The sequence below is a fragment of the Agromyces sp. CCNWLW203 genome (genome assembly GCF_036576125.1).
Classification (GTDB): Bacteria; Actinomycetota; Actinomycetes; order Actinomycetales; family Microbacteriaceae; genus Agromyces.
In genome coordinates this window covers 105,167-126,484 of sequence record NZ_JAZHYX010000004.1, presented here as the reverse complement: position 1 = coordinate 126,484, position 21,318 = coordinate 105,167, and the positions used below count along the sequence as shown (strand labels likewise).

The window sequence follows — 21,318 nt, the reverse complement described above, 5'->3', positions numbered from 1 at the left end:
ATCAGGGCGCTGCGTGAACATCTGAACTCTGAAGTGGGCGCAGGCCGGTTCTGGGAGATTCTTGCACATGAATGTGCGGTTGACAGACAAGACATCCGATGTTTATGCTCGGGGTCGCCACGAAAGGACGTCATGAGCACCATCGTCAGTGTTGATACCCGGGACATCCGCTTCCCCACCTCCCTCGAACTCGACGGGTCGGACGCGATGAACCCAGACCCCGACTACTCGGCGGCCTACCTCACCATCCGAACGGACGCCGAGGACGGGCACGAGGGCCACGCCTTCGTCTTCACGATCGGACGCGGCAACGACGTCGAGGTGGCGGCGCTCGACACGCTCCGCGGACACCTCCTCGGTCGCGACGTGGAAGCGCTGCTCGACGACATGGGCGCCGCGTGGCGACTGCTCACCCATGACTCGCAGCTGCGCTGGCTCGGCCCCGAGAAGGGCGTCATGCACATGGCGATCGGCGCGGCCGTCAACGCGCTGTGGGACCTCAAGGCCAAGCGCAGCGGCCTGCCGCTCTGGCGCCTGCTCTCTGAGCTCACCCCCGAGCAGCTCGTCGAGCTCGTCGACTTCCGCTACCTCAGCGACGCGCTCACGCCCGAAGAGGCGCTCGAGCTGTTCCGCGCCGCCGAGCCCGGCCGCGCCGAACGGACCGAGAAGCTCCTCGAGATCGGCTACCCCGCCTACACGACCACTCCCGGATGGCTCGGCTACTCCGACGAGAAGCTCGACCGGCTCTGCCGCGAGGCCGTCGCCGACGGCTACCCGCAGATCAAGCTCAAGGTCGGGGCCGACCTCGCCGACGACATCCGACGCCTCGGCATCGCCCGCGCCGCCGTCGGCGAGGGGTTCCCGATCGCCATCGACGCGAACCAGCGCTGGGACGTCGACGCCGCGATCGAATGGGTGCGCGCGCTCGCCGAGTTCGACGTCGAATGGATCGAGGAGCCGACGAGCCCCGACGACATCCTCGGCCATGCCGCCATCGCACGCGGCATCTCGCCGATCAAGGTCGCGACCGGTGAGCACGTTCAGAACCGCATCGTCTTCAAGCAGCTCCTCCAAGTCGGCGGCATGGACGTCATGCAGATCGACGCGACCCGCGTCGGCGGTGTCAACGAGAACATCGCGAACCTCCTGCTGGCCGCGAAGTTCGGTGTGCCGGTGTGCCCGCACGCCGGGGGCGTCGGTCTCTGCGAGGCCGTGCAGCACCTGTCGATGTTCGACTACGTGGCGCTCTCGGGCACGATGGAGGGACGCATGATCGAATTCGTCGACCACCTCCATGAGCACTTCGTGACGCCTGCCGTCGTGCGCCGCGGCCGTTACGTCACGCCGACGGCGCCGGGTGCGGGCACCGAGATGCACGCGGCATCCGTCGACGAATACACCTGGCGCGGTGCGCACGTCGTGAGCGGGGCCCGCGCATGACCGGTGACGTCACCTCCGCCGAGCGACTCGGGCCGCTCGGCTACGGCGCGGCCTCCGTCGGCAACCTCCACCGCGCGGTCAGCGACGAGGGCGCCTTCGCAGCGCTCGATGCGGCGTGGGACAGCGGCATCCGCTACTTCGACACCGCCCCGCACTACGGCCTGGGACTCAGCGAGCGGCGACTCGGCGTGTTCCTCGCGACGAAGCCCCGCGACGAGTTCGTGATCTCGACGAAGGTCGGCCGACTGCTCGACCCGAACCCCGATTTCGCCGGCGGCGACGACATGGCCTTCGATTTCGCCGTGCCGAACGAGACGGTACGCCGCTTCGACCCGAGCGAGGCGGGCGTTCGGCGCAGCATCGAGGAGTCCCTCGAACGTCTCGGTCTCGACCGCATCGACATCGCATTCCTGCACGACCCCGACGCCTACGACCTCGACCGGGGTCTCGCCGAGGGGCTGCCTGCGCTCGCGAGACTTCGCGAAGAGGGAGTCGTCGACGCCATCGGCATCGGCACCAACGACGCGGATGCCGCGGCGCGCGCCGTGGCCGAGGGCGAGCTCGACCTCGTGATGATCGCCGGCCGGTACACCCTCCTCGAGCAGCCGGCTCTGGCCGAGCTGCTGCCGCTCTGCGAGCAGCGGGGGGTCGGTGTCATCGCCGCCGCCGTCTACAACTCCGGCCTGCTCTCGAGCGCGACGCCCGGGGCGAACGGGCGCTACAACTACGGCGCGGTGCCGCCGGAGGTGCTGGCGCGCGCGACCCGGCTGGCCGAGGTCTGCCGTGACGAGGGGGTCGATCTCCCGGTCGCGGCCATGCAGTATCCGTTGCGTCACGCCGCGGTGCGTTCCGTCGTCGCCGGTTCTGCCCGTCCGGCCGACATCACCGAGAACGCGGCTCGGGTGCGGGCGGCGATTCCCGAAGCCCTGTGGACGAGGCTTCGTGACGAGGAGCTGATCCCATGACCGCCCCGGCCCGCACGATCGACGCGCACCTGCACCTGTGGGATCGCACGGTGAGCGACTACGCCTGGATCACGCCCGATCTCGGACCGCTCCACGCGGACTTCGGCCCGGCGGAGGCGCGGGCGGAACTCGACGCCGCCGGCATCGACGCCGCAGTGCTCGTGCAGGCCGAGGACTCCTTCGCCGACACCCGCTTCATGCTCGACGTCGCCGCCGCCAACGACTGGGTTGCGGGCGTCGTCGGCTGGGTCCAGCTCGACGACCGCGCCGCGGCGTTCGCAGCGCTCGACGCGCTCGAGGGGGAGGCGGCCCTCCGGGGCATCCGTCATCTCGTGCACGGCGACCCCCGCGACGACTTCTTCGAGCTGCCCGACGTGCGCACCTCGCTCGCCGAGGTCGCCCGGCGGGGCCTCGCCTTCGACGTGCCCGATGCGTGGCCGAGGCATCTCGGGGCGGCCGGGCGGCTCGCGCGGCATCTGCCCGCGCTGACGGTCGTGATCGATCATCTCGGCAAGCCCCCCGTCGGCAGTGACGACTTCGACGCCTGGCGCCGAGAGTTCGAGGAGGTCGCTGCGCTGCCGAACACGGTCGCGAAGTTCTCGGGCCTGCACCTGCCCGGTGCGGCATTCGGTGCCGCGACGGTGGGTCCGCTCTGGGAGATCGCGCTCGACGCGTTCGGCCCCGACCGGTTGATGTACGGCGGCGATTGGCCGATGTCGGTGCCGCACGGCGGCTATCAGCCGACCTGGGCGGTCATGAGCGGATGCGTCGGCGAGCTCGTTCCGGCGGAGCGGGATGCCGTGCTCGGCGGAACCGCGGAGCGGGTCTACCGCCTGAATAGTCATATCTCTCAGTCGGATTCGAACTCGAATTCGTAACAGTCCACCCGAAAGCACCTCAAACATCGGATGAGTTGTAGACTCATCACCATTCTCAAGGAAGAGGCAACTGTGCTGAGCGGTATCAACCCGATGCTCGACGGCGAACTCCTCGCCGCGCTCGATCGGCTCGGACACGGCGACGAGCTCGTCGTCGCCGACGCGAACTTCCCCGCGCATCGCTTGGGCGCGGTCGTCGTCGAACGACCCGGGCTCGACGCCCCCGCCGTGACCAGCGCCATCCGCAGCGTCGTGCCCCTCGACGGCTACGAGGCGGCATCCGTGCTGCTCATGGCAGCCGAAGGCGGGCTGCGCCTGCCCGTGCAGGACGAACTCGTCGTCGCGGCAGCCACCACGACGGACCGGGTCGAGGAACTCGAGCGCTTCGCCTTCTACGACCGCGCCGGCCGAGCCCGACTCATCGTCCGCACCGGCGAACTGCGACCCTACGGCAACATCGTGCTGCGCAAGGGCGTCGTGAACAGCTACGAGCCCCGAGGAGCAGCGCGATGATCGGACAGACGGTCGAACCCACCCCCCTCCTCGACGTCGAGGGCGTCAGCAAGGGCTTCCCGGGCGTGCAGGCGCTCGACGACGTGCGACTCGACCTCCGCCACGGCGAGGTGCTCGCCCTCGTCGGCGAGAACGGTGCCGGCAAGTCGACGCTCATGAAGCTGCTCGCGGGCATCTACACGCCCGACGCCGGCACATTCCGACTGAACGGCGAGGAGCTCTCGATCGAGGGTCCCCGCCACGCGCAGGAACTCGGCATCTCGATCATCCACCAGGAGTTCAACCTGATGCCCGACCTGACGGTCGCGCAGAACATCTTCATCGGGCGCGAACGCCGCGCGGGCGGACTGTTCCTCGACGAGCGCGCCCTCAACCGCCGAGCACAGGAACTCTTCGACCGGCTCGGGCTCGCGCTCGATCCCACTGAACGCGTCGAACGGCTGACCGTCGCCCGCCAGCAGATGGTCGAGATCGCGAAGGCGCTCTCGTTCGACGCGAAGGTGCTCATCATGGACGAGCCGACCGCCGCGCTGAACGACGCCGAGGTCGACGTGCTGTTCGAACTGATCCGGCGATTCCGCACGCCCGACACGGGAGTCATCTACATCTCGCACCGCATGGAGGAGCTCGCACGCATCTCCGACCGCATCAGCGTGCTGCGCGACGGGCGCTACATCGGCACCCGGGTGACCGCCGAGACCGCGCCGAAAGAGGTCATCGCCCTCATGGTCGGCCGCGAGATCGTCGGCGAGCAGCGGCCGCCGGCGGCGGAGACGGCCGGCGAGCCGGTGCTCTCGGTACGGGGGCTCACGACGAGGAACCTGTTGCGCGACGTCAGCTTCGACGTGCACGCCGGCGAGATCCTCGGCTTCGCCGGGCTGATGGGCGCTGGGCGCACCGAGGTCGCTCGAGCCGTCGTCGGCGCCGACCGCCGTGAGTCCGGGGAGATCCTCGTGCACGGCCGAGCGGTGACGATCGGCAACCCGGCCGAGGCGGCTCGCCTCGGCATCGGCTACCTCTCCGAGGATCGCAAGCACCTCGGCGTGCTGCTCGAACGCAGTGTCCGCGAGAACATCGTGCTCGCCTCGCTCCGCGAGTACGTCTCGGGGCCCGGCTTCGTGAGCGGCGCGCGCATCGAGCAGACCGGTCGCGAGTACGTCGAGAAGCTCCGCATCAAGACGCCGTCGACCGCGCAACTCGTGAAGAACCTCTCGGGCGGCAATCAGCAGAAGGTCGTCATCGCGAAATGGCTCGCGAAGGACTGCGAGGTGCTGATCTTCGACGAACCCACCCGTGGCATCGACGTCGGCGCCAAGGAGGAGATCTACACGCTCCTGCGACAACTCGCCGACCAGGGCAAGGCGATCATCATGATCTCCTCCGAACTGCCCGAGGTGCTCCGGCTCTCCGACCGGATCGCCGTCATGGCCGAAGGCCGCCTCACCGCGGTGCTCGACAACGCCGAGGCCACCCAGGAGAACCTCATGGACTACGCCACCCGATTCAGCAGCGAAGGAACGATCGCACGATGAACCCGACGACGACGCAACCGTCAGCACCGAACCCGTCGACGACGGCCTTCGCCGCCGTCGAAGCGGGCAAGCCCCGATTGGGCTGGCTGCGCGGATCGCTGCAGCAGCTGCTCGCCTTCGCGAGCCTCATCGTGATCGTGGCGGTCTTCTCATTCCTGAGCCCGCACTTCTTCACGACGAACAACCTCGTGTCGATCCTCACGGCGGCAACGGTCACCGGCATCCTGGCGCTCGGCACCACCTTCGTGATCATCACCGGCGGCATCGACCTGTCGATCGGCACCGGCATGGTGCTCTGCGGCGTCATGGCCGGCGTCTTCCTCACCTACCTCGGCTGGCCGCTCTGGGCGGGCGTCGCCGCGACGATCCTGTTCGGCGGGCTGATCGGTCTGATCAACGGCGTCAACGTCTCGGTCTTCGGCATTCCGCCGTTCATCGCGACCCTCGGCATGATGCTCATCGCAGCGGGTCTCTCGCTCGTGATCTCGGGCACGAAGCCGATCTACTTCAACGACACGCCCGAGTTCCAGTCGATCATGAACCTGTCGATCATCCCCGGTGTCCGGTTCCCCCTCGGCGTGGCGATCTTCATCGTCATGATCGTGGTCGCCGCAGTGCTCCTCTCGAAGACGATCGTCGGTCGCTACACCTTCTCGATCGGTTCGAACGAGGCGGCCACGGCACTGTCGGGCGTCAACGTGCGCCGCTGGAAGATCATCATCTACACACTCGCCGGCCTCTTCGTCGGGCTCGCGGGCGTGCTGAGCGCCTCGAGGCTCTCGTCGGCGCAGCCGACCGGCGGCATGGGGCTCGAACTCGAGGCGATCGCCGCGGTCATCATCGGCGGCACCTCGCTGCAGGGCGGCAAGGGCTCGATCATCGGCACGGTCATCGGCGCACTCGTCATGGCCGTGCTCACGAACGGGCTTCGGATCATCTCGGTCCCGCAGGAGTGGCAGTCGGTCGCCGTCGGCGTCGTCATCCTCGTCGCCGTCTATCTCGACATGCTGCGGCGGCGCCAAGCCTCCTGACCCGCCGGCCGTCCGGCACCGACCCGCACGAACTGCACCACCAGGAATACCCACACACCAAGGAGTGACCATGTTCAAGAGGCGAACCATGAGCGTCGTCGTCGGCGCTGTTGCCGCGGCCCTCGTGCTTGCCGGCTGCACGAGCAGCGGCGGAGGCACCGAGGCAGGCGGCGACGGCGAGAAGCCGTACATCGCGCTCGTCTCGAAGGGCTTCCAGCACCAGTTCTGGCAGGCCGTGAAGTCGGGTGCCGAGCAGGCCGCCGAGGAGTTCGACGTCGAGATCACCTTCGAGGGTCCCGATACCGAGGCCGATGTCGACCAGCAGATCCAGCAGTTGCAGACCGCCCTCGACAAGAACCCCGCGGCGATCGGCTTCGCTGCCCTCGACAGCCAGGCGGCCGACCCGCTGCTGCAGCAGGCGAAGGACTCGAACATCCCGGTCATCGCGTTCGACTCGGGTGTCGACAGTGACATCCCCCTCACCACCGCAGCGACCGACAACCTCGCCGCAGCGGGCGAGGCCGCCAAGCACATGGCCGACGCGATCGGCCACGAGGGCAAGGTCGCCCTCGTCGTGCACGACCAGACCTCGGTCACCGGCCAGGAGCGTCGCGACGGCTTCGTCGAGTACATGGAGGAGAACGAGCCGAACATCGAGATCGTCGACATCCAGTACGGCGGCGGCGACCAGGCGAAGTCCGCCGACCTCGCCAAGGCGATCCTCGCGGCGAACCCCGACCTCAAGGGCATCTACGGCTCGAACGAGGGTTCGGCGATCGGCGTCGTGCAGGCCGTCAAGGAACTCGGCATCGACCCGGCCGCGCTGACGGTCGTCGGCTTCGACTCGGGCGAGGCTCAGATGAACGCGATCCGCGACGGCCTCATGGTCGGTGCGATCACGCAGAACCCGGTCGGCATCGGCTACGAGACGGTGAAAGCCGCCGTCGAGGCGATCGAGGGCAAGGAGCTCCCGACGACGATCGACACCGGCTACTACTGGTACGACCTCGCGAACATCGACGACGAAGAGATCCAGGCCGTTCTCTACGAGTAGGCCAGCGGATGTCGCGGGGCGCCGGTTTCGACCGGCGCCCCGTTGTCATGCCCGGCTGCCGCGCCCGCCCGTCGTGCTCGGCGCAGTGCGGCTACCCGTGCGATCAGAGGGCGGAACGGAGCCACTGCTCGACGCCGCTGACGTGCACGACCGTCAACGCCGAAGCCAGGTCGGAGTCGCCGGCCTCGATCGCGTCGAGGATCGCATGGTGCTCGGAGAGCGTGCGCTCGACCGCGTTCTCCTGCGTGATGCCGCGCCAGATGCGAGCGCGCACCGTGTGGCTCGACAGAGAGTCGATGAGGCTCGCGAGGTAGGTGTTGCCCGCCGCTTCGGCGATGCCGCGGTGGAACTCGAGATCGTGCTCGACGAGCGCTTCCACATCTGCCGCGTGGTCGACGCTCGCGATGCTCACGCGGAGGCGCGCAACGTCGTCGTCGTCGGCGTTGCGCGCGGCGAGCGACGTGGCCGCCGGCTCGAGGATGCGCCGCACCGCGAAGATCTCCAGCACCGACTGGTCGTCGTGCAGGTCGACGACGAACGACATCGCCTCGAGCAGGAGTCGCGGTTCGAGACTCGTGACGTAGGTGCCGTCACCGCGTCGCACGTCGAGCACCCGGATCACCTCGAGCGCCTTCACCGCCTCGCGAAGCGAGGAGCGGGAGAGACCGAGCCGATCGCTCAGCTCCTTCTCGGGCGGCAGTCGATCACCGGGGGCGAGTTCACCCGCGATGATCATCTCTTTGATGTGCAGGATCGCTTCGTCGGTGACGGCCATGTCGTGATCGTACCGTGTGTCGGCGCGGGAAGCGGCGCAGACATCAGATCTTTGTGGCGGCGGCGCGCCACAGGTGCATCGACGCGTAACTGCGCCACGGCGCCCACCTCGTGCCGGCGGCGGCCAGCTCGCTCGCATTCGCCGGGAGACCGAGGTTCTCGGCGCCGCTCCGCAGCGCGAGATCGCCTGTGAGCAGCACGTCTGGTGCTCGTGTCACGCGCATCGCGACGTAGCCGGCCGTCCACGGCCCGATGCCGGGAACCGCCAGGAGCTCGGCCTGCAGTTCGACGCGTTCGCACTCGGCGGCGACGACGAGCTCGCCCGACTCGAGCCGACTCGCGACGTCGACGATGGTGCGCACGCGCGCCGCCGGGCCCCTGAGCACCTCGCTTCCGTGCTCGGCGATCGCCGCTGCGGTGGGGAAGAGGGTCGACGGTGCGCCGTCGGCGTGCGGTGCCACGCGCTCGCCGAGCTCAGCGGCGAGCCGGGCGAGCGCGGTGCGGGCCGCCTTCACCGAGATCTGCTGCCCGATGAGCGCTCGGAAGACGAGTTCGTGGGGATCGAGGCATCCGGGCACGCGAATGCCCGGTGTCTCGGCGACGGATGCCGCGAGCGCCGGGTCTCGGGAGAGTGCCGCGTCGATCGCGACGGCGTCGGCGTCGAGGTCGAAGAGCCGGCGCACCCGGGCGACGAGCGGCGGCAGGTCGGCGAGCGTGGTGAGGTGCGCCTCGACGTCGATCGCCGGCGCCGTGACGTCGCCCGACGCGGCGAACGCGACGACGGCTGGGCCGCCCGGCAGGCCGAGAGTGCGCCGGTAGCTGTCGGCACCGGCGTTGTCGACACCGGCCTGCTCGACGCCGTCGAGAGCGCGCGCCGCGAGCCAACCGAAGACGCCCGCGGCGTCGAAGGGCGGCCGCGCCGGAAGTCGCAGTCGCACCACTCCGGCGTCGAGAGCCGGCCCGGGCGACGAGTCCGATGCCGAGCCGGTGCCGGCCGATCCGGGCCGCCGCTCGCGCGTGCGCGCCGTGGCACGCAGCTCGAGCGGGCTGCGTTCGTAGACCTCGCGGATCGTGTCGTTGAACTGACGGATGCTGCCGAACCCCGATGCGAAGGCCACGTCGGCCGCGGGGAGCGCCGTCGAGGTGAGGAGTGCGCGCGCGGTTTGCGCCCGGTGAGCCCGCGCGAGCGCGAGCGGGCCGGCGCCGAGCTCGCCCGTGAGCACGCGCGTCAGGTGCCGCGGCGTGTAGCCGAGCCTGGCGGCGAGGCCCGGCACGCCTTCGCGCTCGACGACGCCGTCGGCGATGAGTCGCATGGCGCGAGCGGCGAGGTCGTCGCGCAGGTCCCACTGGGGGGAGCCCGGCACGGCGTCGGGCAGGCACCGCTTGCAGGCCCGGAGCCCCGCCTCGTGCGCGGCGGCCGCGGTGAGGTAGAAGCTGACGTTCGACGGCTTCGGCGACACCGCCGGGCAGCTCGGGCGGCAGTAGATGCCCGTCGAGTGCACGCCGGTGATGAACTGCCCGTCGAACCGGGTGTCGCGCGCCTGCATCGCCCGGTACCGTTCGGCGAATTCGGGGTCGTCGAGCGGGTCGCGCGGTCGGTTGCCGTGCAGGTGGGGGGCGGTCGGCATGCTGGTCATGCGACCAGCCTGACACGCACCGCCGACATCGACCAGCGGAAATCGGACACGAGCGCGGGCGTCGCGCGACCCGGCTCAGTCGATCGAGTTCAGGATCTCCACGATCGGCAGGAACCGGCGGCGCCCGATCTCGATGTGCTCGCGCATGAGGTCTGCCGCCGTCTCGCCGTCGCCGGCGATGATGGCCTCCGCGATCGCGGCGTGATCGTCGATCGTGTGCGAGACCCGGCCTGCACGCTCGAACTCGCCGAGCACGCGGCGCAGCGTCTGCGACGCGGGGGCGTCGAGATTCGACTCGAGGTTGCGGGACGCGAGATAGAGCCGAAGGAAGTGCAGGTGGAAGTGCGTGCGCTCGATGGACTGGGCGATCAGCTCGTTGCCCGCGAGGCGCGCGATCAAGCCGTGGAACCGGGTGTCGTGCTCGGTCAGCGTGCGGAACGCGTCAGCACCGGCCTCCTGGACGCCCAGCGACTCCCGTGTCGCCGCGACCTCGGCCCGCAGTTCATCCGCGACGGACGGAGCGACCGACTTCGCCGATTCCGCGGCCGTCCACTGCTCGATGAGCACGCGGAACTGTCCGAGTTCGACGAACTCCTTGACGGTGAGCAGGGGAGTCGTCGAATAGCCGCGCAGGGGAGTCTTCACGACGAGCCCGTCGGACTCGAGGCGGGCGAGCGCCTCGCGCACCGGAGTCGGCGACACGCCGAGCTGAGCGGAGAGCGAGTCGATGTTGACCCGGCTCCCGGGCGGAATGCGGTGTTCGAGCACGAGATTGCTGATGACCCCGTAGGTCTCGTCGGAGAGCACCGACCGTGAGACGAGCGGTGCGGCCGATCGCAGCGGTCCGGTCATGCTGCAGGCCCAGCGAGCGCGGAGAACCGGGTGTCGCGGATGACTTGATGCGGTGCGGTCCTCATGATGTCTCCACGATAGTCGTGCACGGCTAGCGTGGAGGGATGCCGCATGCCGTCGTGACCCTTCTCCAGGACGCCCTCGGGGAGGCCGTCTCCACCGCCGCCGCCGATCTCGACGCCGTGCGCGAGGACCGATCGGGATGGCGCAGCGCCACCCCGCCGATCGCGGTCGTGCACGCGGCATCCGTGGCCGAGGTGCAGGCCCTCATGCGCATCGCGTACGAGACGTCGACGCCCGTCGTGCCGCGCGGCGCCGGCACCGGCCTCGCGGGCGGGGCCCTCGCGAGCCCCGGCGCGATCGTGCTCGATCTCACACGCATGAACCGGGTGCTCGAGATCTCGGAGGCCGACGAGCTCGCGGTCGTCGAGCCCGGCGTGCTGAACGGCGACCTGAACGACACGCTCGCGCCGCTCGGCCTGTGGTTCGCCCCGATCCCGCGAGCCGCGCCATCTCGTCGATCGGTGGCAACATCGCCACGAACGCCGGCGGGCTGCTCTGCGCCAAGTACGGGGTGACCCGCGAGGCCGTGCTCGGCCTCGCGGTCGTACTCGCCGACGGGCGCCTGCTGCGCACCGGCCACCGCACGGTGAAGGGGGTCACGGGATACGACCTCACGGCCCTCCTCACGGGCTCCGAGGGCACGCTCGGCGTGATCGTCGAGGCGACCGTGCGGCTGCGGCCGATCCCGTCGGGCGAGACCGTCACCGTCGCCGCGATGCTTCCCGACGTCGAGGCGGCTGCCGCGGCATCCGCTGCCGTCACCGCGGCCCGTCTGCGGCCCGCCGTGCTCGAACTCATCGACGCCGCCGGGCTCGCACGCGTGGCCGCCTACCTGGGCGCCGACGGCATCGCCGGCACGCCGCTCGAATCGCTCGCGCCGTCGGAGACGTTCCTGCTCGTGCAGTGCGACGGGGCGGGAGCGGCAGCAGAGGCCGCCGAGATCGCCGGCCTCTTCGCCGCAGCGGGCGGCCGAGTCAGCCGATCGACGGATGCCGCGGCGGGCGAGCGCCTCCTCGACATCCGCCGCGCGATGCACCCCGCGCTCGCCGCCTCGGGCCAGGTGCTCATCGAGGACGTCGCCGTGCCGCGCTCGCGCTTGCCCGAGATGTTCCGCGCGATCGAGGAGATCGGGCAGCGCCACGGCATCGAGATCCCGACGATCGCGCACGCCGGCGACGGCAACCTGCACCCGAACTTCGTGTTCACCGGCGACGAGGTGCCCGAACACGTGTGGGCCGCCGCCGACGATATGTTCCGCACGGCCGTCGCGCTCGGCGGCACGCTCACCGGCGAGCACGGCGTCGGGATCCTGAAGCGGCGCTGGCTCGCCGACGAGCTCGGCGACGACTCGTTCGGGCTGCAGCGCGGCATCAAGGCGCTCTTCGACCCCCGCGGCATCATGAACCCCGGGGTCATGTTCGAGGCCGCCGTGCCGTCCGACCCGCCGGTCACGCCGCCGGCCCGGTGACGGCTCTCCTCGGTGACGGCGCCGCTCGATAGGCTGCCCACGTGACCTCCGTGGCCCCGCAGTCCGCTCCAGACCCCGCCGTGAACCCGTCGCCCGCGCCGCCCATCTGGACGACGCCGCCGAAGGCGCGAGGCGGCGGCCTGCTCTTCGCCGTCATCGGCATCGTCGTCGCCGGGCTCGTGGGACTCCTCGTACTCGCCTACCTCGCGGTGGGGCTCGGGGTGCCGACGCTCCTGATCGGCTCGCTCCTCGCCCTCGTGCCCCTCGCGCTGGTGCTGCTGGCCGTGCGCTGGGTCGACCGCTGGGAGCCCGAACCGCGCTGGGCGCTGTGGTTCGCCTTCCTGTGGGGCGCTGCGGTGTCGGTTGCGATCGCGCTCGTCGTCGACCTCGGCGTGCAGCTCGCGATGGCGTTCGCCGAGCCTGGCGGCGCGCCCGACGAGGCGCTGCAGGCGGTCGTGCAGGCGCCATTCGTCGAAGAGCTCGCGAAGGGGCTCGGAGTGCTCCTGATCTTCGCCTTCTCGCGTTCGCACTTCGACGGCCCCGTCGACGGGCTCGTCTACGCCGCGACGGTGGCCGCCGGGTTCGCCTTCACCGAGAACGTGCTCTACTTCGGCGCCGCGCTCGCCGAGGGCGGCGCCGAGACCCTCGGTGCGACCTTCATCGTGCGGGGGCTCTTCTCACCCTTCGCGCACGTGCTCTTCACGGCGTGCACAGGCCTCGCGATCGGCATCGGTGCCCGTCGCGGCGGGGGAGCCGGTGTCGTCGGATGGTTCCTCGCCGGTCTCCTCGCCGCGATCGCATTGCACGCCCTCTGGAACGGCTCGCTCACCTTCGCCGACGACGCGATCGGGCTCTACTTCACGGTGCAGGTGCCGATCTTCATCGCCGCCGTCGTGGTCACGGTGCTGCTCCGGCGGCAGGAGGTGCGGGTCACTCGCCTCCGGCTCGCCGAGTACGGCGCCGCCGGCTGGTTCAGCCCGGCGGAGGTCGAGATGCTCGCAACCCCGGCCGGTCGCCGGCAGGCGAAGGCCTGGGCGAAGGCGCAGACTCCGGCGCGCACCGGAGTCATGCGCAAGCTCATCACGGATGCCACGCACCTCGCGTTCACCCGTCAGCGCATCGCCACCGGGCTCGCGAACGAGCGCACGTTCGCCGAGGAGCAGAGTCTGCTCGCCGCGGTGGTCGACGATCGCCGGGTGCTGCTCCGCTGAGGCATCCGCTGCCCGCCCGGCGCAGTTCGCCCGCCGCCCGCCCGCGCAAAAACTCGCCGCCCTGTGGTGTGGCATGGCCGACATCTCTACGGGGCGACGAGTTCTCGAATTCCAGACTGCAACGTGTTCGCAGTCAGCGCAAGAGGGGGGTGGACGTTCGTCCGCGATTGCGACCGGGCCGCGAACCTGTTTGGGTTGATGCATGACCGATACGAACAGCAAGCCCGAGATCGACGCTCCCGAGGGGCCGGCTCCCGTCGAGCTGGTGATCGAAGACATCGTCGTCGGCGACGGCGCCGAGGCGCAGCCCGGCTCGACCGTCGACGTGCACTACCTCGGCGTCGAGTACGACACCGGCGAGGAGTTCGACTCCTCATGGGGTCGTGGCCAGTCCATCAACTTCCCCCTCCAGGCGCTCATCAGCGGCTGGCAGGAGGGCATCCCCGGCATGAAGGTCGGCGGTCGTCGCAAGCTCACCGTGCCCCCGCACCAGGCCTACGGCCCCGCCGGCGGCGGACACCAGCTGTCGGGCAAGACCCTCATCTTCGTGATCGACCTGCTCGGCGTCAGCTGAATCGAGACACCATGTGCGAAGGCCGTCGGCGAGTGCCGGCGGCCTTCGCCGTTTCCGCTCGGTTAGCATCGAGGGACCTCACGAGAGGCCCCCGATCCGAGAGGCACGACGACGTGACCCGAACGAACCCGCCCGCCGCCGAGGTGCGTGCCGAACGATCGCCGCTCATGGCGTTCGCGCCGTACCTCGTGCTCTCGGCCCTGCACCTCGTACTGCTCTCCTCCGGGCCGGCCTGGAGCGTGACGGCGACGAAGGCGCTGCTGATGCCGCTGCTCGCCCTCGCAGTGGTGCTGCTCGTGCGCCCGCTCGGTGTTCGCGACCGACGGGCTCCCGCGCCGCTGCTGCTCGCGGGCATCGCGTTCTCCTGGGGCGGTGACGTGCTCCTCTCGTTCCCGGGTGACGGATGGTTCGTCGCAGGCCTCAGCTCGTTCCTCCTCGCGCACGTCGTCTACGTCGTGCTCTTCCTCCGGATGCCGCGTGCACGGCGCCGGCCGCCGGCGTGGTCGTACGTCTACTGGGCGTGGATGATCGTCATGCTCGGCCTCCTGCTGCCGCACGCCGGCGCGCTCGCCGCCCCGATCGTGCTCTATGCCGCGGCCATCGGCACGATGGCGATGTGCGCGTCGCTCCACGGTCGGTGGATCGCGCTCGGCGGTGCGTTCTTCATCGTCTCCGACTCGGTGCTCGCGCTCGGCCGGTTCCTGCCGGGGTACGAGTTCGCGGGGCACGACTTCGCCGTCATGTCGACCTACCTCGCGGCGCAGGGTCTCATCGCGTGGGGCGTGGTGGCCGAGACTCGGGCGCGCCGAGCCGCTTCGGGTCCGTCGTCTCCTTCACCCGATCGACCAGTTGGCGCCACGGCCCCGTGAGCTGGCGCTCGGCGAGTGTCGCCTCGTGGGGTTCGCAACGGATGCGGTACACGAAGCGGTCGGGCTCGGGCGGCAGCGGCGGCGGCTCGCTCCACGGGATCTCGTCGATGAGGATGTACCACTCGTCGGGATCGGGCTGCTCGTCGATGCGAACCTCCCAGGTGAGCCGCGTGCCGGCGAGGCCCCCGCTCCGGGACACGATGACGTCCATGGGGTGATCGTACTCCGCGGCTGCCGGATGTCGGCCGCCGGCTGGCGACCGCGGTCGAGTGGCGCCCGGCGCTACTCGACGGGCGGCACCTCGATGCCGACGGCCTCCCAGCCGCGGGCGACGGCGCGCTCCTCGGAACTGTCGGGTCCGAAGCGCTCGCGCGCGGCTCGCACGGTCTCGGCCGCGAAGCCGGCGAAATCCTCGTCGACGGAGAGCCGGGCCGAGGTGAGCACGTCGTACCAGATGCGCCCCACGTGCTCCCACGCGAAGCCGCCGAGCTCGATCGCGGCGAGCGCGAACGCACGGTTCGGGATGCCGGAGTTCAGGTGCACGCCGCCGTTGTCGTCGTCGGTCTCGATGTAGTCGCGCATGTGCCCGGGCTGCGGGTCGCGGCCCAGCACGTCGTCGTCGTAGGCGGTGCCGGGTTCGATCATGGATCGCAGCGCCCGCCCCTGCACCTCGTCGGTGAAGATGCCCTCGCCGATGAGCCAGCTCGCCGCCTCGGCGTCCTGGCCGAGCGCGTACTGCTCGACGAGCGCGCCGAAGGCGTCGGAGACGTGCTCGTTGAGGGCTCCCGACTGCCCTTGGTAGCGCAGCTTCGCCGTGTGCTCGGTGACGCCGTGCGCGAGCTCGTGGCCGATGACGCTCAGCGAGCCGGTGAAGCCGCTGAAGACCTCTCCGTCGCCGTCGCCGAAGACCATGCGCTCGCCGTCCCAGAAGGCGTTGTCGTACTTGTCGCCGAAGTGCACGGTGGCTTCGAGGGGCATGCCTGCTCCGTCGATCGAGTCGCGGCCGAAGATGCGATCGAACATGCGGTGCGTGTCGCCGAGCCCGTCGTAGGCGTCGTCGACGGCGTCGTCGCCCGTGGCGCGTTCGCCCTCGCGGCGCACGAGGCGACCGGGCAGCGTCTCGCGACCCTCGGCGTCGGAGATGCGGCGATCGGGTGCCGACGGTGCGTCGGGCAGCACGGTCGGCAGGTCGGTCGGCCGTTCGGGCAGGGGCTCGATGCCGAGCCGCGCTGGGGGCTCGCGCAGCAGCGCCCGCCTCGCGGCCTCGGCCGCGATCGGGAAGCGGGGGGCGGCCGCGTGGGCGATGCGGTCGAGCAGGTAGGGAGGCACGATCTGCTGCATGCCTCGATGCTCGCATCCGCCGGCGACATCGGCGAGTTCCGGCGCGCCCACATGTCGTCGAGTTGAGCGCGGTGCTGCCGGCACGCCGCGCACGCTCCGGTGCGCCCGTAGGCTTGACACGTGACCTCCGCCCCGCTCCTCGGCCTCCTGCTCGACGTCGACGGCCCCATCGCGAGCCCCGTGACCCGCTCGATCGCGATCCCGTCGATCGCCCGCGATCTCGCAGCGCTCGCGAACGGAGGCAACCCCGTGATCTTCAACACGGGCCGCTCCGACGCGTTCATCGCCGAGCAGGTGGTGCCGCCGCTGCTCGCCGCAGGACTCGAGCCCGGCGCTCCGGTCTGGGCGATCTGCGAGAAGGGCGCGGTCTGGGCCGCGATCGACCAGCAGGGGCTCGGCGAGGTCTTCGTCGACCTCGACCTCGCGATGCCCGTCGACTTCGCCGCCGACATGCGCGCCTACGTCGAGGCGCACTTCGACGAGTTCGCGTTCTTCGACGACACCAAGCGGGCGATGGTCTCGGTCGAGCAGCACGTGCACGTGGCATCCGCTGACTATCTCGGCGCCCAGCCGCGCTTCGACGCGCACGCCCACGATTCGCTCGCCGCGCGCGGCTTCGGCACGGTGCGCGAGGGCGACGAGCGACCGGATGCCGCGGGGCGCGTGCACTGGCGCATCGACCCGACGATCATCTCGACCGACGTCGAGTCGGTGCGACTCGGCAAGGACCTGGGGGCGGCGCGGGCCGTCGACCTGCTCGAGGAACGAGGCATCCGCCCGCAGCACTGGCGCACGATGGGCGACTCGCGCGGCGACTACCGCATGGCCGACTGGCTCGCCGAACGCGGCGAGCGTGTGCGGCACGTCGACGTTCGCCCGGCCGAGGGGATCCCGGCGACCGCCTACCCCGTGCTCACCGCGGGAGAGCTCATCCACGACGAGGCCGGCGCGGTCTTCCTCTCCCGCTGGGCCGAGGCGTCGCGCCGCGGCGACCTCGCCGACGACGAGTAGGCGGCGAACGGATGTCGCGCACGAATGACGAGCAGGCACCCGAGTCGCCCGACGCGCGCGCCGCGGCATCCGCTGACCTGCCGGCCCTGCGAACACACCCCATCGCGCTGCTGCCGGCGCTGCTCGTGTGCGGCGCAGCGGTCGCGCTCTTCGGGTTCATGGTGCCGATCGCGGGCTACGCGATGCTCGCGGTCGGGCTGCTGGCAGCGTGGCTCTGCGACCGCTCGGGTCGCACCGAGCGACTGCTCGCCGACCTCGCGCTCATCGCCATCGGCCAGGTCATCATCTCGACGGTGTCCCTGAAGGCCGACCTCAGCAACGAGGGCATCGTGCGATTCGCGGTGGTGCTCGGCCTCGCCGTGATCGTGCCCTACGTGATCTCGCGGTTCGTCTACCGCGAGCACGTCATCCGCTTCCCGTGGCGCACCGGCCGGCGCTGGAACCGCACGCAGTGGCTCTACCTGATCTTCGTGACGCTCGCGGGCTGGCTGATCCTGCCGTTCTACTTCATCAGCTCCGGCGTCTACGAGAACTGGCCGACGGTGACCGAGCCCGACATGATCGCGCGCCTGTTCGTCGGCGTCGCCGCGGTCGGCACGTGGGACGAGCTCTTCTTCATCTGCACGATCTTCGTGCTGCTGCGCCGGCATTTCCCGGCCTGGCAGGCGAACCTGCTGCAGTCGATCGTGTTCGTGTCGTTCCTGTGGGAGCTCGGCTACCAGTCGTGGGGGCCGCTGCTCACGATCCCGTTCGCGCTCATCCAGGGCTACACGTTCAAGCTCACGAAGTCGCTCACCTACGTGTTCGTCGTGCACATGCTCTTCGACGCCGTCGTGTTCGCCGTCATCGTGTACGCGCACACGGGATGGCCGGCGATCTTCCTGCTGGCGCCGTAGTACTGCCGCATGCGATGGCCGGTGCGCTGGCCGTCACTTGAGCTGTCCGCGAACCTCCCCGGGCGGGTTCAGCGTGGTGTGCACGTTGATGTAGTAGTTCGACGGGTCGGCCTCGATCGCGGCGAGCACTTCCGGGTCGCCGGGCACGCAGGTCTCGATGTCGAAGTCCGTCGCGCTCTCGATGACGAGGGGCACGACGACGGGGCCGGCGACATTGCGATCGCCGAGGTGCACGTGCGCCGCGACGGCCGGTGTCGAAAGGCCGGAGACCTCGAGCGAGTAGCAGAGCTCGTCGCCGTCGATCTCGTAGCTGAACGAGCCGTGCGCGCCGCCGCCATCCGTCGGGCGAGGGGTCTCCTGCCCGCTCGTGAGGGGGATCGCGGGGGCGCCGGGCGGCGCGGCGTGCGCTGTTGCGGCGGCTCCTGCGCCGGCGAATGCGAGGGCGGCGATCGCCGTGAGGCCGAGTGCCGCGGTGCGGGTTCGAGTGGTAGTGATCATGATAGGTACTCACTTCCTTCGATCGATTCGCACGCTACGCCGGGAGTTTCGGCGCCGCAAGATCGGCTGCGGTCGCCGTCAGTCGGCCGACTCGACGGATGCCCCGCGCTCTCCGAGCCACTCGAGCAGCACCGCCGCGTGGTTGACCTGCTCGTCGCGTGCGCCGAACAGCAGCGTGACCCGATCGTGCTCGTCGCCGAGCGCGATGAGCGCCCGCGCGGCCTCGTTCGCGTCGAGCTCGCTGCGGTATCGCTCGGCGAACTCGTCGAACCGCTCGCGGTTGTGGTGCCACTCCGTGCGGAGGTCGGGCGAAGGTGCGACCTCCTTGTCCCACAGGTCGAGCTCGGCGCGCTCCTTGCTCACACCGCGCGGCCAGAGGCGGTCGACGAGCACCCGATAGCCGTCGGATGCCTCGGCCGGGTCGTACACCCGCTTGATGACGAACGCCATGGAGTCAGTCTGCCCCGCGGCATCCGCCGTGCCAAGTGCCGTCGTGCCGGCCCCGTCAGCTCTTCGGCCGGCTGCGAACCCCGACCACGATGAGTGCGATGCCCGCGAGCGCGATGATCGGTCCGAGGATCGCCCACAGCGCTGATCCGGTCATGGCGCTGCCGCCGATGAGGCCGAATCCCTGGAGCATGAAGACGACACCCATGACGACGACGAGCGCGCCGATCGCGACGAGAACTGGCTTTCGCATGCGGGCAGCTTCGCGCAGTGGCGACCATGCCGCAAGCATCCGGTGCCGTCGAGTCGCCTGCTCGGTAGTCTCGGAGCACCGCGAGCGGACCCGAAGCCGCCCCGACGCCCGCCCCGACGCCCGACGAGAGGATGCCGCGCATGCGCGCGATCGTGCTCGACCGCTACGGCCCGCCCGAGCGGGTCATGCGCCTCGCCGAACTGCCCGATCGGGTGCCGGCGGCGGGCGAGGTCGCCGTGCGGGTCGCCGCCGTGTCGCTCAACTCGTGGGACGTCGACCTCGCCACCGGGGCCACGCTCATTCGCCTCGAGGCGCCATTCCGTCCGAAGCGTCGGGTGATCGGCTCGGATGTCTCGGGCACCGTGATCGACGTAGGGCCGGGCGTGACCCGTCACCGCGTCGGAGATGCCGTGTTCGGGGAACTCTCGGCGGCGGGCTGGGGCGGCTTCGCCGAGCGCGTCGTGGCGCGCGCTGACGCATTCACGGCGCGACCCGCCGGCCTCGACGACCTCACCGCCGCCGCGTTGCCGCAGGCCGCGAGCATGGCGTGGCAGGCCCTCGGCGGGGCTGAGGCGGTGGTGCCCGGCGGGTCGCTGACCGGCAAGCGCGTGCTCGTCGTCGGCGCCGGCGGGGGAGTGGGCACTTTCGCGATCCAACTCGCGAAGCGTGGCGGGGCGCACGTGACCGCCGTCGAACGAGCGGTGTGGAAGCTCGACGCGCTCGCCGATCTCGGCGCCGATGTCGTCGCCGCGGGCGTCGGCGATGACGTCGGCGTGGGTGGGTCGCGCCTTGCATTCGATGTCGTGCTCGACGTGGTCGGGGCGCTGCCGCCGGCGCAGTCGACCGAGCTGCTCGCCGAGGACGGGCGGGCCTCGTACATCGGCGGGAGCTCGCGTCGCATCGCCCAAGTGCTCGTCGCGGGCGCTCGTGCGGGTCGCCGGAATGGACCCGACGCCGACGCCGATGGGGACGCCGACGCTGTTCGCAGCATCGGCCTGCTCGCCGCCGTGCCGAACCGCGACCTGCCGGGCATCGCCGCGCTCGCCGCGGCGGGTGAGCTCCGCGCGATCATCGACGGCCCGCACCCGCTCGAACAGGTGCCGCAGCAGCTTGCCCGCCTGCGGTCGGGCGCCGTGCTCGGCAAGGCCGTGATCGAGCTCAGTTGATTGGTCGCAGCAGAGGCTGCGATCCGAAGACCTCCGCCGTCAGAGTCCGCGCAGGATCTCCGCACGTTTCGCGGCGTACTCGGCGTCGGTGATCCTCGCCTCGGAGCGCAGACGCTCGAGCTGCTCGAGCCGGTCGCTCGCACCCGGCGACAGCGGCCCGGCGCTCTCGAGCGCCGCCGTCGTGCCCGACTTCGCCGCGTACCGGATGAGCAGCAGCACGCCGACCGCGATCGCGGCGAAGAAGACCAGCATGCCGAGGAGTGCATGCCATCCGGCGAACCCCTGGAACATGTCGGAACACCCTTCGCGAATTCGGCGCCCTGACGGCCCCCGGCAATGCGGATGACTCTATCCACCGTGCCGCCTGCGCACCAGAGCTGCGAAGCGGGCAGGTCGGCCGCGAGGCATCCGCTCTGGTAGAGTATTGAGGTTGCCGTCATGACGGCCGCGCATAAAGAGAGCCCGGGCAATCTGCTACGGGCAGCGCGCAACAAGAAGGAAGGGGATCCCATCTATGGCACTTGAATCCGATGTCAAGAAGGCGATCATCGAAGAGTACGCGACGCACCCCGGTGACACTGGATCCCCCGAGGTCCAGATCGCGCTCCTCACGAAGCGAATCAAGGACCTCACCGAGCACCTGAAGGAGCACAAGCACGACCACCACTCGCGTCGTGGCCTGCTCCTCCTCGTCGGTCAGCGTCGTCGTCTGCTCGGCTACCTCGCCGATGTGGACATCAACCGCTACCGCAAGCTCATCGAGCGTCTCGGCCTGCGCCGCTAAGCAGCTTCATCGCTGCGGCTCTCGTTGATACCGCGAGCTTCTTGCGAAAGCCCCCCGCCAC

General features: G+C 70.3%; 24 protein-coding genes and 1 pseudogene. 16 read left to right on the top strand and 9 right to left on the bottom strand.

All coding sequences use genetic code 11. The annotated features are described in order from the left end of the window. Positions 1 to 132: 132 nt before the first annotated feature. The 7 genes from VPH61_RS10930 to VPH61_RS10900 all read left to right on the top strand — a co-directional run bounded on the left by VPH61_RS10930 (position 133) and on the right by VPH61_RS10900 (position 7,413). Positions 133 to 1,440 carry an L-fuconate dehydratase gene (locus VPH61_RS10930; RefSeq protein ID WP_332063522.1) on the top strand — a complete coding sequence of 436 codons (1,308 nt, stop codon included), beginning with the start codon at positions 133 to 135 and terminating at the stop codon, positions 1,438 to 1,440. Continuing rightward, the gene (locus VPH61_RS10925; RefSeq protein WP_332063521.1) at positions 1,437 to 2,405 is read left to right on the top strand and encodes an aldo/keto reductase; all 969 of its coding nucleotides are present in this window, start codon (positions 1,437 to 1,439) and stop codon (positions 2,403 to 2,405) included. Before VPH61_RS10930 ends, VPH61_RS10925 begins: the two co-directional genes overlap by 4 nt. Further along, a complete protein-coding gene (locus VPH61_RS10920) occupies positions 2,402 to 3,283 on the top strand; it encodes an amidohydrolase family protein (protein WP_332063520.1) in 882 nt (293 codons plus the stop codon). Before VPH61_RS10925 ends, VPH61_RS10920 begins: the two co-directional genes overlap by 4 nt. 30 nt (positions 3,284 to 3,313) lie before the next feature. After that, complete coding sequence (locus VPH61_RS10915; protein WP_332063519.1) at positions 3,314 to 3,796, top strand: RbsD/FucU family protein; 483 nt, start codon at positions 3,314 to 3,316, stop codon at positions 3,794 to 3,796. Then, on the top strand, positions 3,793 to 5,328 hold the full coding sequence (locus VPH61_RS10910; protein ID WP_332063518.1) for a sugar ABC transporter ATP-binding protein: 1,536 nt from the start codon (positions 3,793 to 3,795) through the stop codon (positions 5,326 to 5,328). Before VPH61_RS10915 ends, VPH61_RS10910 begins: the two co-directional genes overlap by 4 nt. Further along, on the top strand, positions 5,325 to 6,359 hold the full coding sequence (locus tag VPH61_RS10905; RefSeq protein ID WP_332063517.1) for an ABC transporter permease: 1,035 nt from the start codon (positions 5,325 to 5,327) through the stop codon (positions 6,357 to 6,359). The genes VPH61_RS10910 and VPH61_RS10905 overlap by 4 nt, the downstream gene beginning before the upstream one ends. Positions 6,360 to 6,429: 70 nt before the next feature. Next, positions 6,430 to 7,413 carry an ABC transporter substrate-binding protein gene (locus VPH61_RS10900; RefSeq protein ID WP_332063516.1) on the top strand — a complete coding sequence of 328 codons (984 nt, stop codon included), beginning with the start codon at positions 6,430 to 6,432 and terminating at the stop codon, positions 7,411 to 7,413. A 103-nt stretch (positions 7,414 to 7,516) separates the two neighbouring features. Here VPH61_RS10900 and VPH61_RS10895 read toward each other — a convergent pair whose 3' ends face one another. The 3 genes from VPH61_RS10895 to VPH61_RS10885 all read right to left on the bottom strand — a co-directional run bounded on the left by VPH61_RS10895 (position 7,517) and on the right by VPH61_RS10885 (position 10,676). Further along, positions 7,517 to 8,188 (bottom strand): FadR/GntR family transcriptional regulator, encoded by a 672-nt coding sequence (locus VPH61_RS10895; RefSeq protein ID WP_332063515.1) that lies wholly within the window; start codon positions 8,186 to 8,188, stop codon positions 7,517 to 7,519. 43 nt (positions 8,189 to 8,231) lie between these two features. Then, complete coding sequence (locus VPH61_RS10890) at positions 8,232 to 9,815, bottom strand: DNA-3-methyladenine glycosylase 2 family protein (RefSeq protein WP_332063750.1); 1,584 nt, start codon at positions 9,813 to 9,815, stop codon at positions 8,232 to 8,234. Positions 9,816 to 9,899: 84 nt separating this feature from the next. After that, positions 9,900 to 10,676 carry a GntR family transcriptional regulator gene (locus VPH61_RS10885; RefSeq protein ID WP_332063514.1) on the bottom strand — a complete coding sequence of 259 codons (777 nt, stop codon included), beginning with the start codon at positions 10,674 to 10,676 and terminating at the stop codon, positions 9,900 to 9,902. Between the two features lie 104 nt (positions 10,677 to 10,780). Here VPH61_RS10885 and VPH61_RS18850 point away from each other — a divergent pair. The 5 genes and pseudogenes from VPH61_RS18850 to VPH61_RS10865 all read left to right on the top strand — a co-directional run. Beyond that, positions 10,781 to 11,256 (top strand): annotated as a pseudogene (locus VPH61_RS18850) (FAD-binding oxidoreductase); the annotation flags it as partial. A 198-nt stretch (positions 11,257 to 11,454) separates the two neighbouring features. Then, positions 11,455 to 12,207 (top strand): FAD-binding oxidoreductase, encoded by a 753-nt coding sequence (locus tag VPH61_RS18845; protein WP_442879095.1) that lies wholly within the window; start codon positions 11,455 to 11,457, stop codon positions 12,205 to 12,207. 41 nt (positions 12,208 to 12,248) lie between these two features. Then, a complete protein-coding gene (locus tag VPH61_RS10875; protein ID WP_332063513.1) occupies positions 12,249 to 13,418 on the top strand; it encodes a PrsW family intramembrane metalloprotease in 1,170 nt (389 codons plus the stop codon). Between the two features lie 202 nt (positions 13,419 to 13,620). Next, complete coding sequence (locus VPH61_RS10870) at positions 13,621 to 13,992, top strand: FKBP-type peptidyl-prolyl cis-trans isomerase (protein ID WP_332063512.1); 372 nt, start codon at positions 13,621 to 13,623, stop codon at positions 13,990 to 13,992. A gap of 113 nt (positions 13,993 to 14,105) precedes the next feature. After that, positions 14,106 to 14,861 carry a lysoplasmalogenase gene (locus VPH61_RS10865; protein WP_332063511.1) on the top strand — a complete coding sequence of 252 codons (756 nt, stop codon included), beginning with the start codon at positions 14,106 to 14,108 and terminating at the stop codon, positions 14,859 to 14,861. Here the strand turns inward: VPH61_RS10865 and VPH61_RS10860 are convergent. Next, a complete protein-coding gene (locus tag VPH61_RS10860) occupies positions 14,761 to 15,072 on the bottom strand; it encodes a protealysin inhibitor emfourin (RefSeq protein WP_332063510.1) in 312 nt (103 codons plus the stop codon). The two genes, VPH61_RS10865 and VPH61_RS10860, sit on opposite strands and share 101 nt — an antisense overlap. 71 nt (positions 15,073 to 15,143) lie before the next feature. Continuing rightward, positions 15,144 to 16,202, bottom strand: coding sequence for a M4 family metallopeptidase (locus tag VPH61_RS10855; RefSeq protein ID WP_332063509.1), 1,059 nt, complete (start codon positions 16,200 to 16,202; stop codon positions 15,144 to 15,146). 120 nt (positions 16,203 to 16,322) lie between these two features. On the opposite strand from VPH61_RS10855, the gene VPH61_RS10850 reads away from it, so the two are divergent. Continuing rightward, positions 16,323 to 17,213 carry a hypothetical protein gene (locus VPH61_RS10850; protein WP_332063508.1) on the top strand — a complete coding sequence of 297 codons (891 nt, stop codon included), beginning with the start codon at positions 16,323 to 16,325 and terminating at the stop codon, positions 17,211 to 17,213. 11 nt (positions 17,214 to 17,224) lie between these two features. Then, positions 17,225 to 18,109, top strand: coding sequence for a CPBP family intramembrane glutamic endopeptidase (locus VPH61_RS10845; protein ID WP_332063507.1), 885 nt, complete (start codon positions 17,225 to 17,227; stop codon positions 18,107 to 18,109). A gap of 33 nt (positions 18,110 to 18,142) precedes the next feature. On the opposite strand, the gene VPH61_RS10840 is transcribed toward VPH61_RS10845, so the two are convergent. The 3 genes from VPH61_RS10840 to VPH61_RS10830 form a co-directional block, all read right to left on the bottom strand. Then, positions 18,143 to 18,607, bottom strand: a complete 465-nt coding sequence (locus VPH61_RS10840; protein WP_332063506.1) for a CHRD domain-containing protein — start codon at positions 18,605 to 18,607, stop codon at positions 18,143 to 18,145. Positions 18,608 to 18,685: 78 nt separating this feature from the next. Further along, complete coding sequence (locus VPH61_RS10835) at positions 18,686 to 19,057, bottom strand: DUF488 domain-containing protein (protein ID WP_332063505.1); 372 nt, start codon at positions 19,055 to 19,057, stop codon at positions 18,686 to 18,688. Between the two features lie 55 nt (positions 19,058 to 19,112). Next, complete coding sequence (locus VPH61_RS10830; RefSeq protein ID WP_332063504.1) at positions 19,113 to 19,307, bottom strand: hypothetical protein; 195 nt, start codon at positions 19,305 to 19,307, stop codon at positions 19,113 to 19,115. Positions 19,308 to 19,447: 140 nt separating this feature from the next. Here VPH61_RS10830 and VPH61_RS10825 point away from each other — a divergent pair, with 140 nt between their 5' ends. After that, positions 19,448 to 20,473, top strand: coding sequence for an NAD(P)-dependent alcohol dehydrogenase (locus tag VPH61_RS10825; RefSeq protein WP_332063503.1), 1,026 nt, complete (start codon positions 19,448 to 19,450; stop codon positions 20,471 to 20,473). Positions 20,474 to 20,512: 39 nt separating this feature from the next. On the opposite strand, the gene VPH61_RS10820 is transcribed toward VPH61_RS10825, so the two are convergent. Continuing rightward, complete coding sequence (locus VPH61_RS10820) at positions 20,513 to 20,764, bottom strand: SHOCT domain-containing protein (protein ID WP_332063502.1); 252 nt, start codon at positions 20,762 to 20,764, stop codon at positions 20,513 to 20,515. Positions 20,765 to 20,987: 223 nt separating this feature from the next. Here VPH61_RS10820 and rpsO point away from each other — a divergent pair, with 223 nt between their 5' ends. Beyond that, positions 20,988 to 21,257, top strand: a complete 270-nt coding sequence (gene rpsO / locus VPH61_RS10815; protein ID WP_056013748.1) for a 30S ribosomal protein S15 — start codon at positions 20,988 to 20,990, stop codon at positions 21,255 to 21,257. Positions 21,258 to 21,318 lie beyond the last annotated feature (61 nt).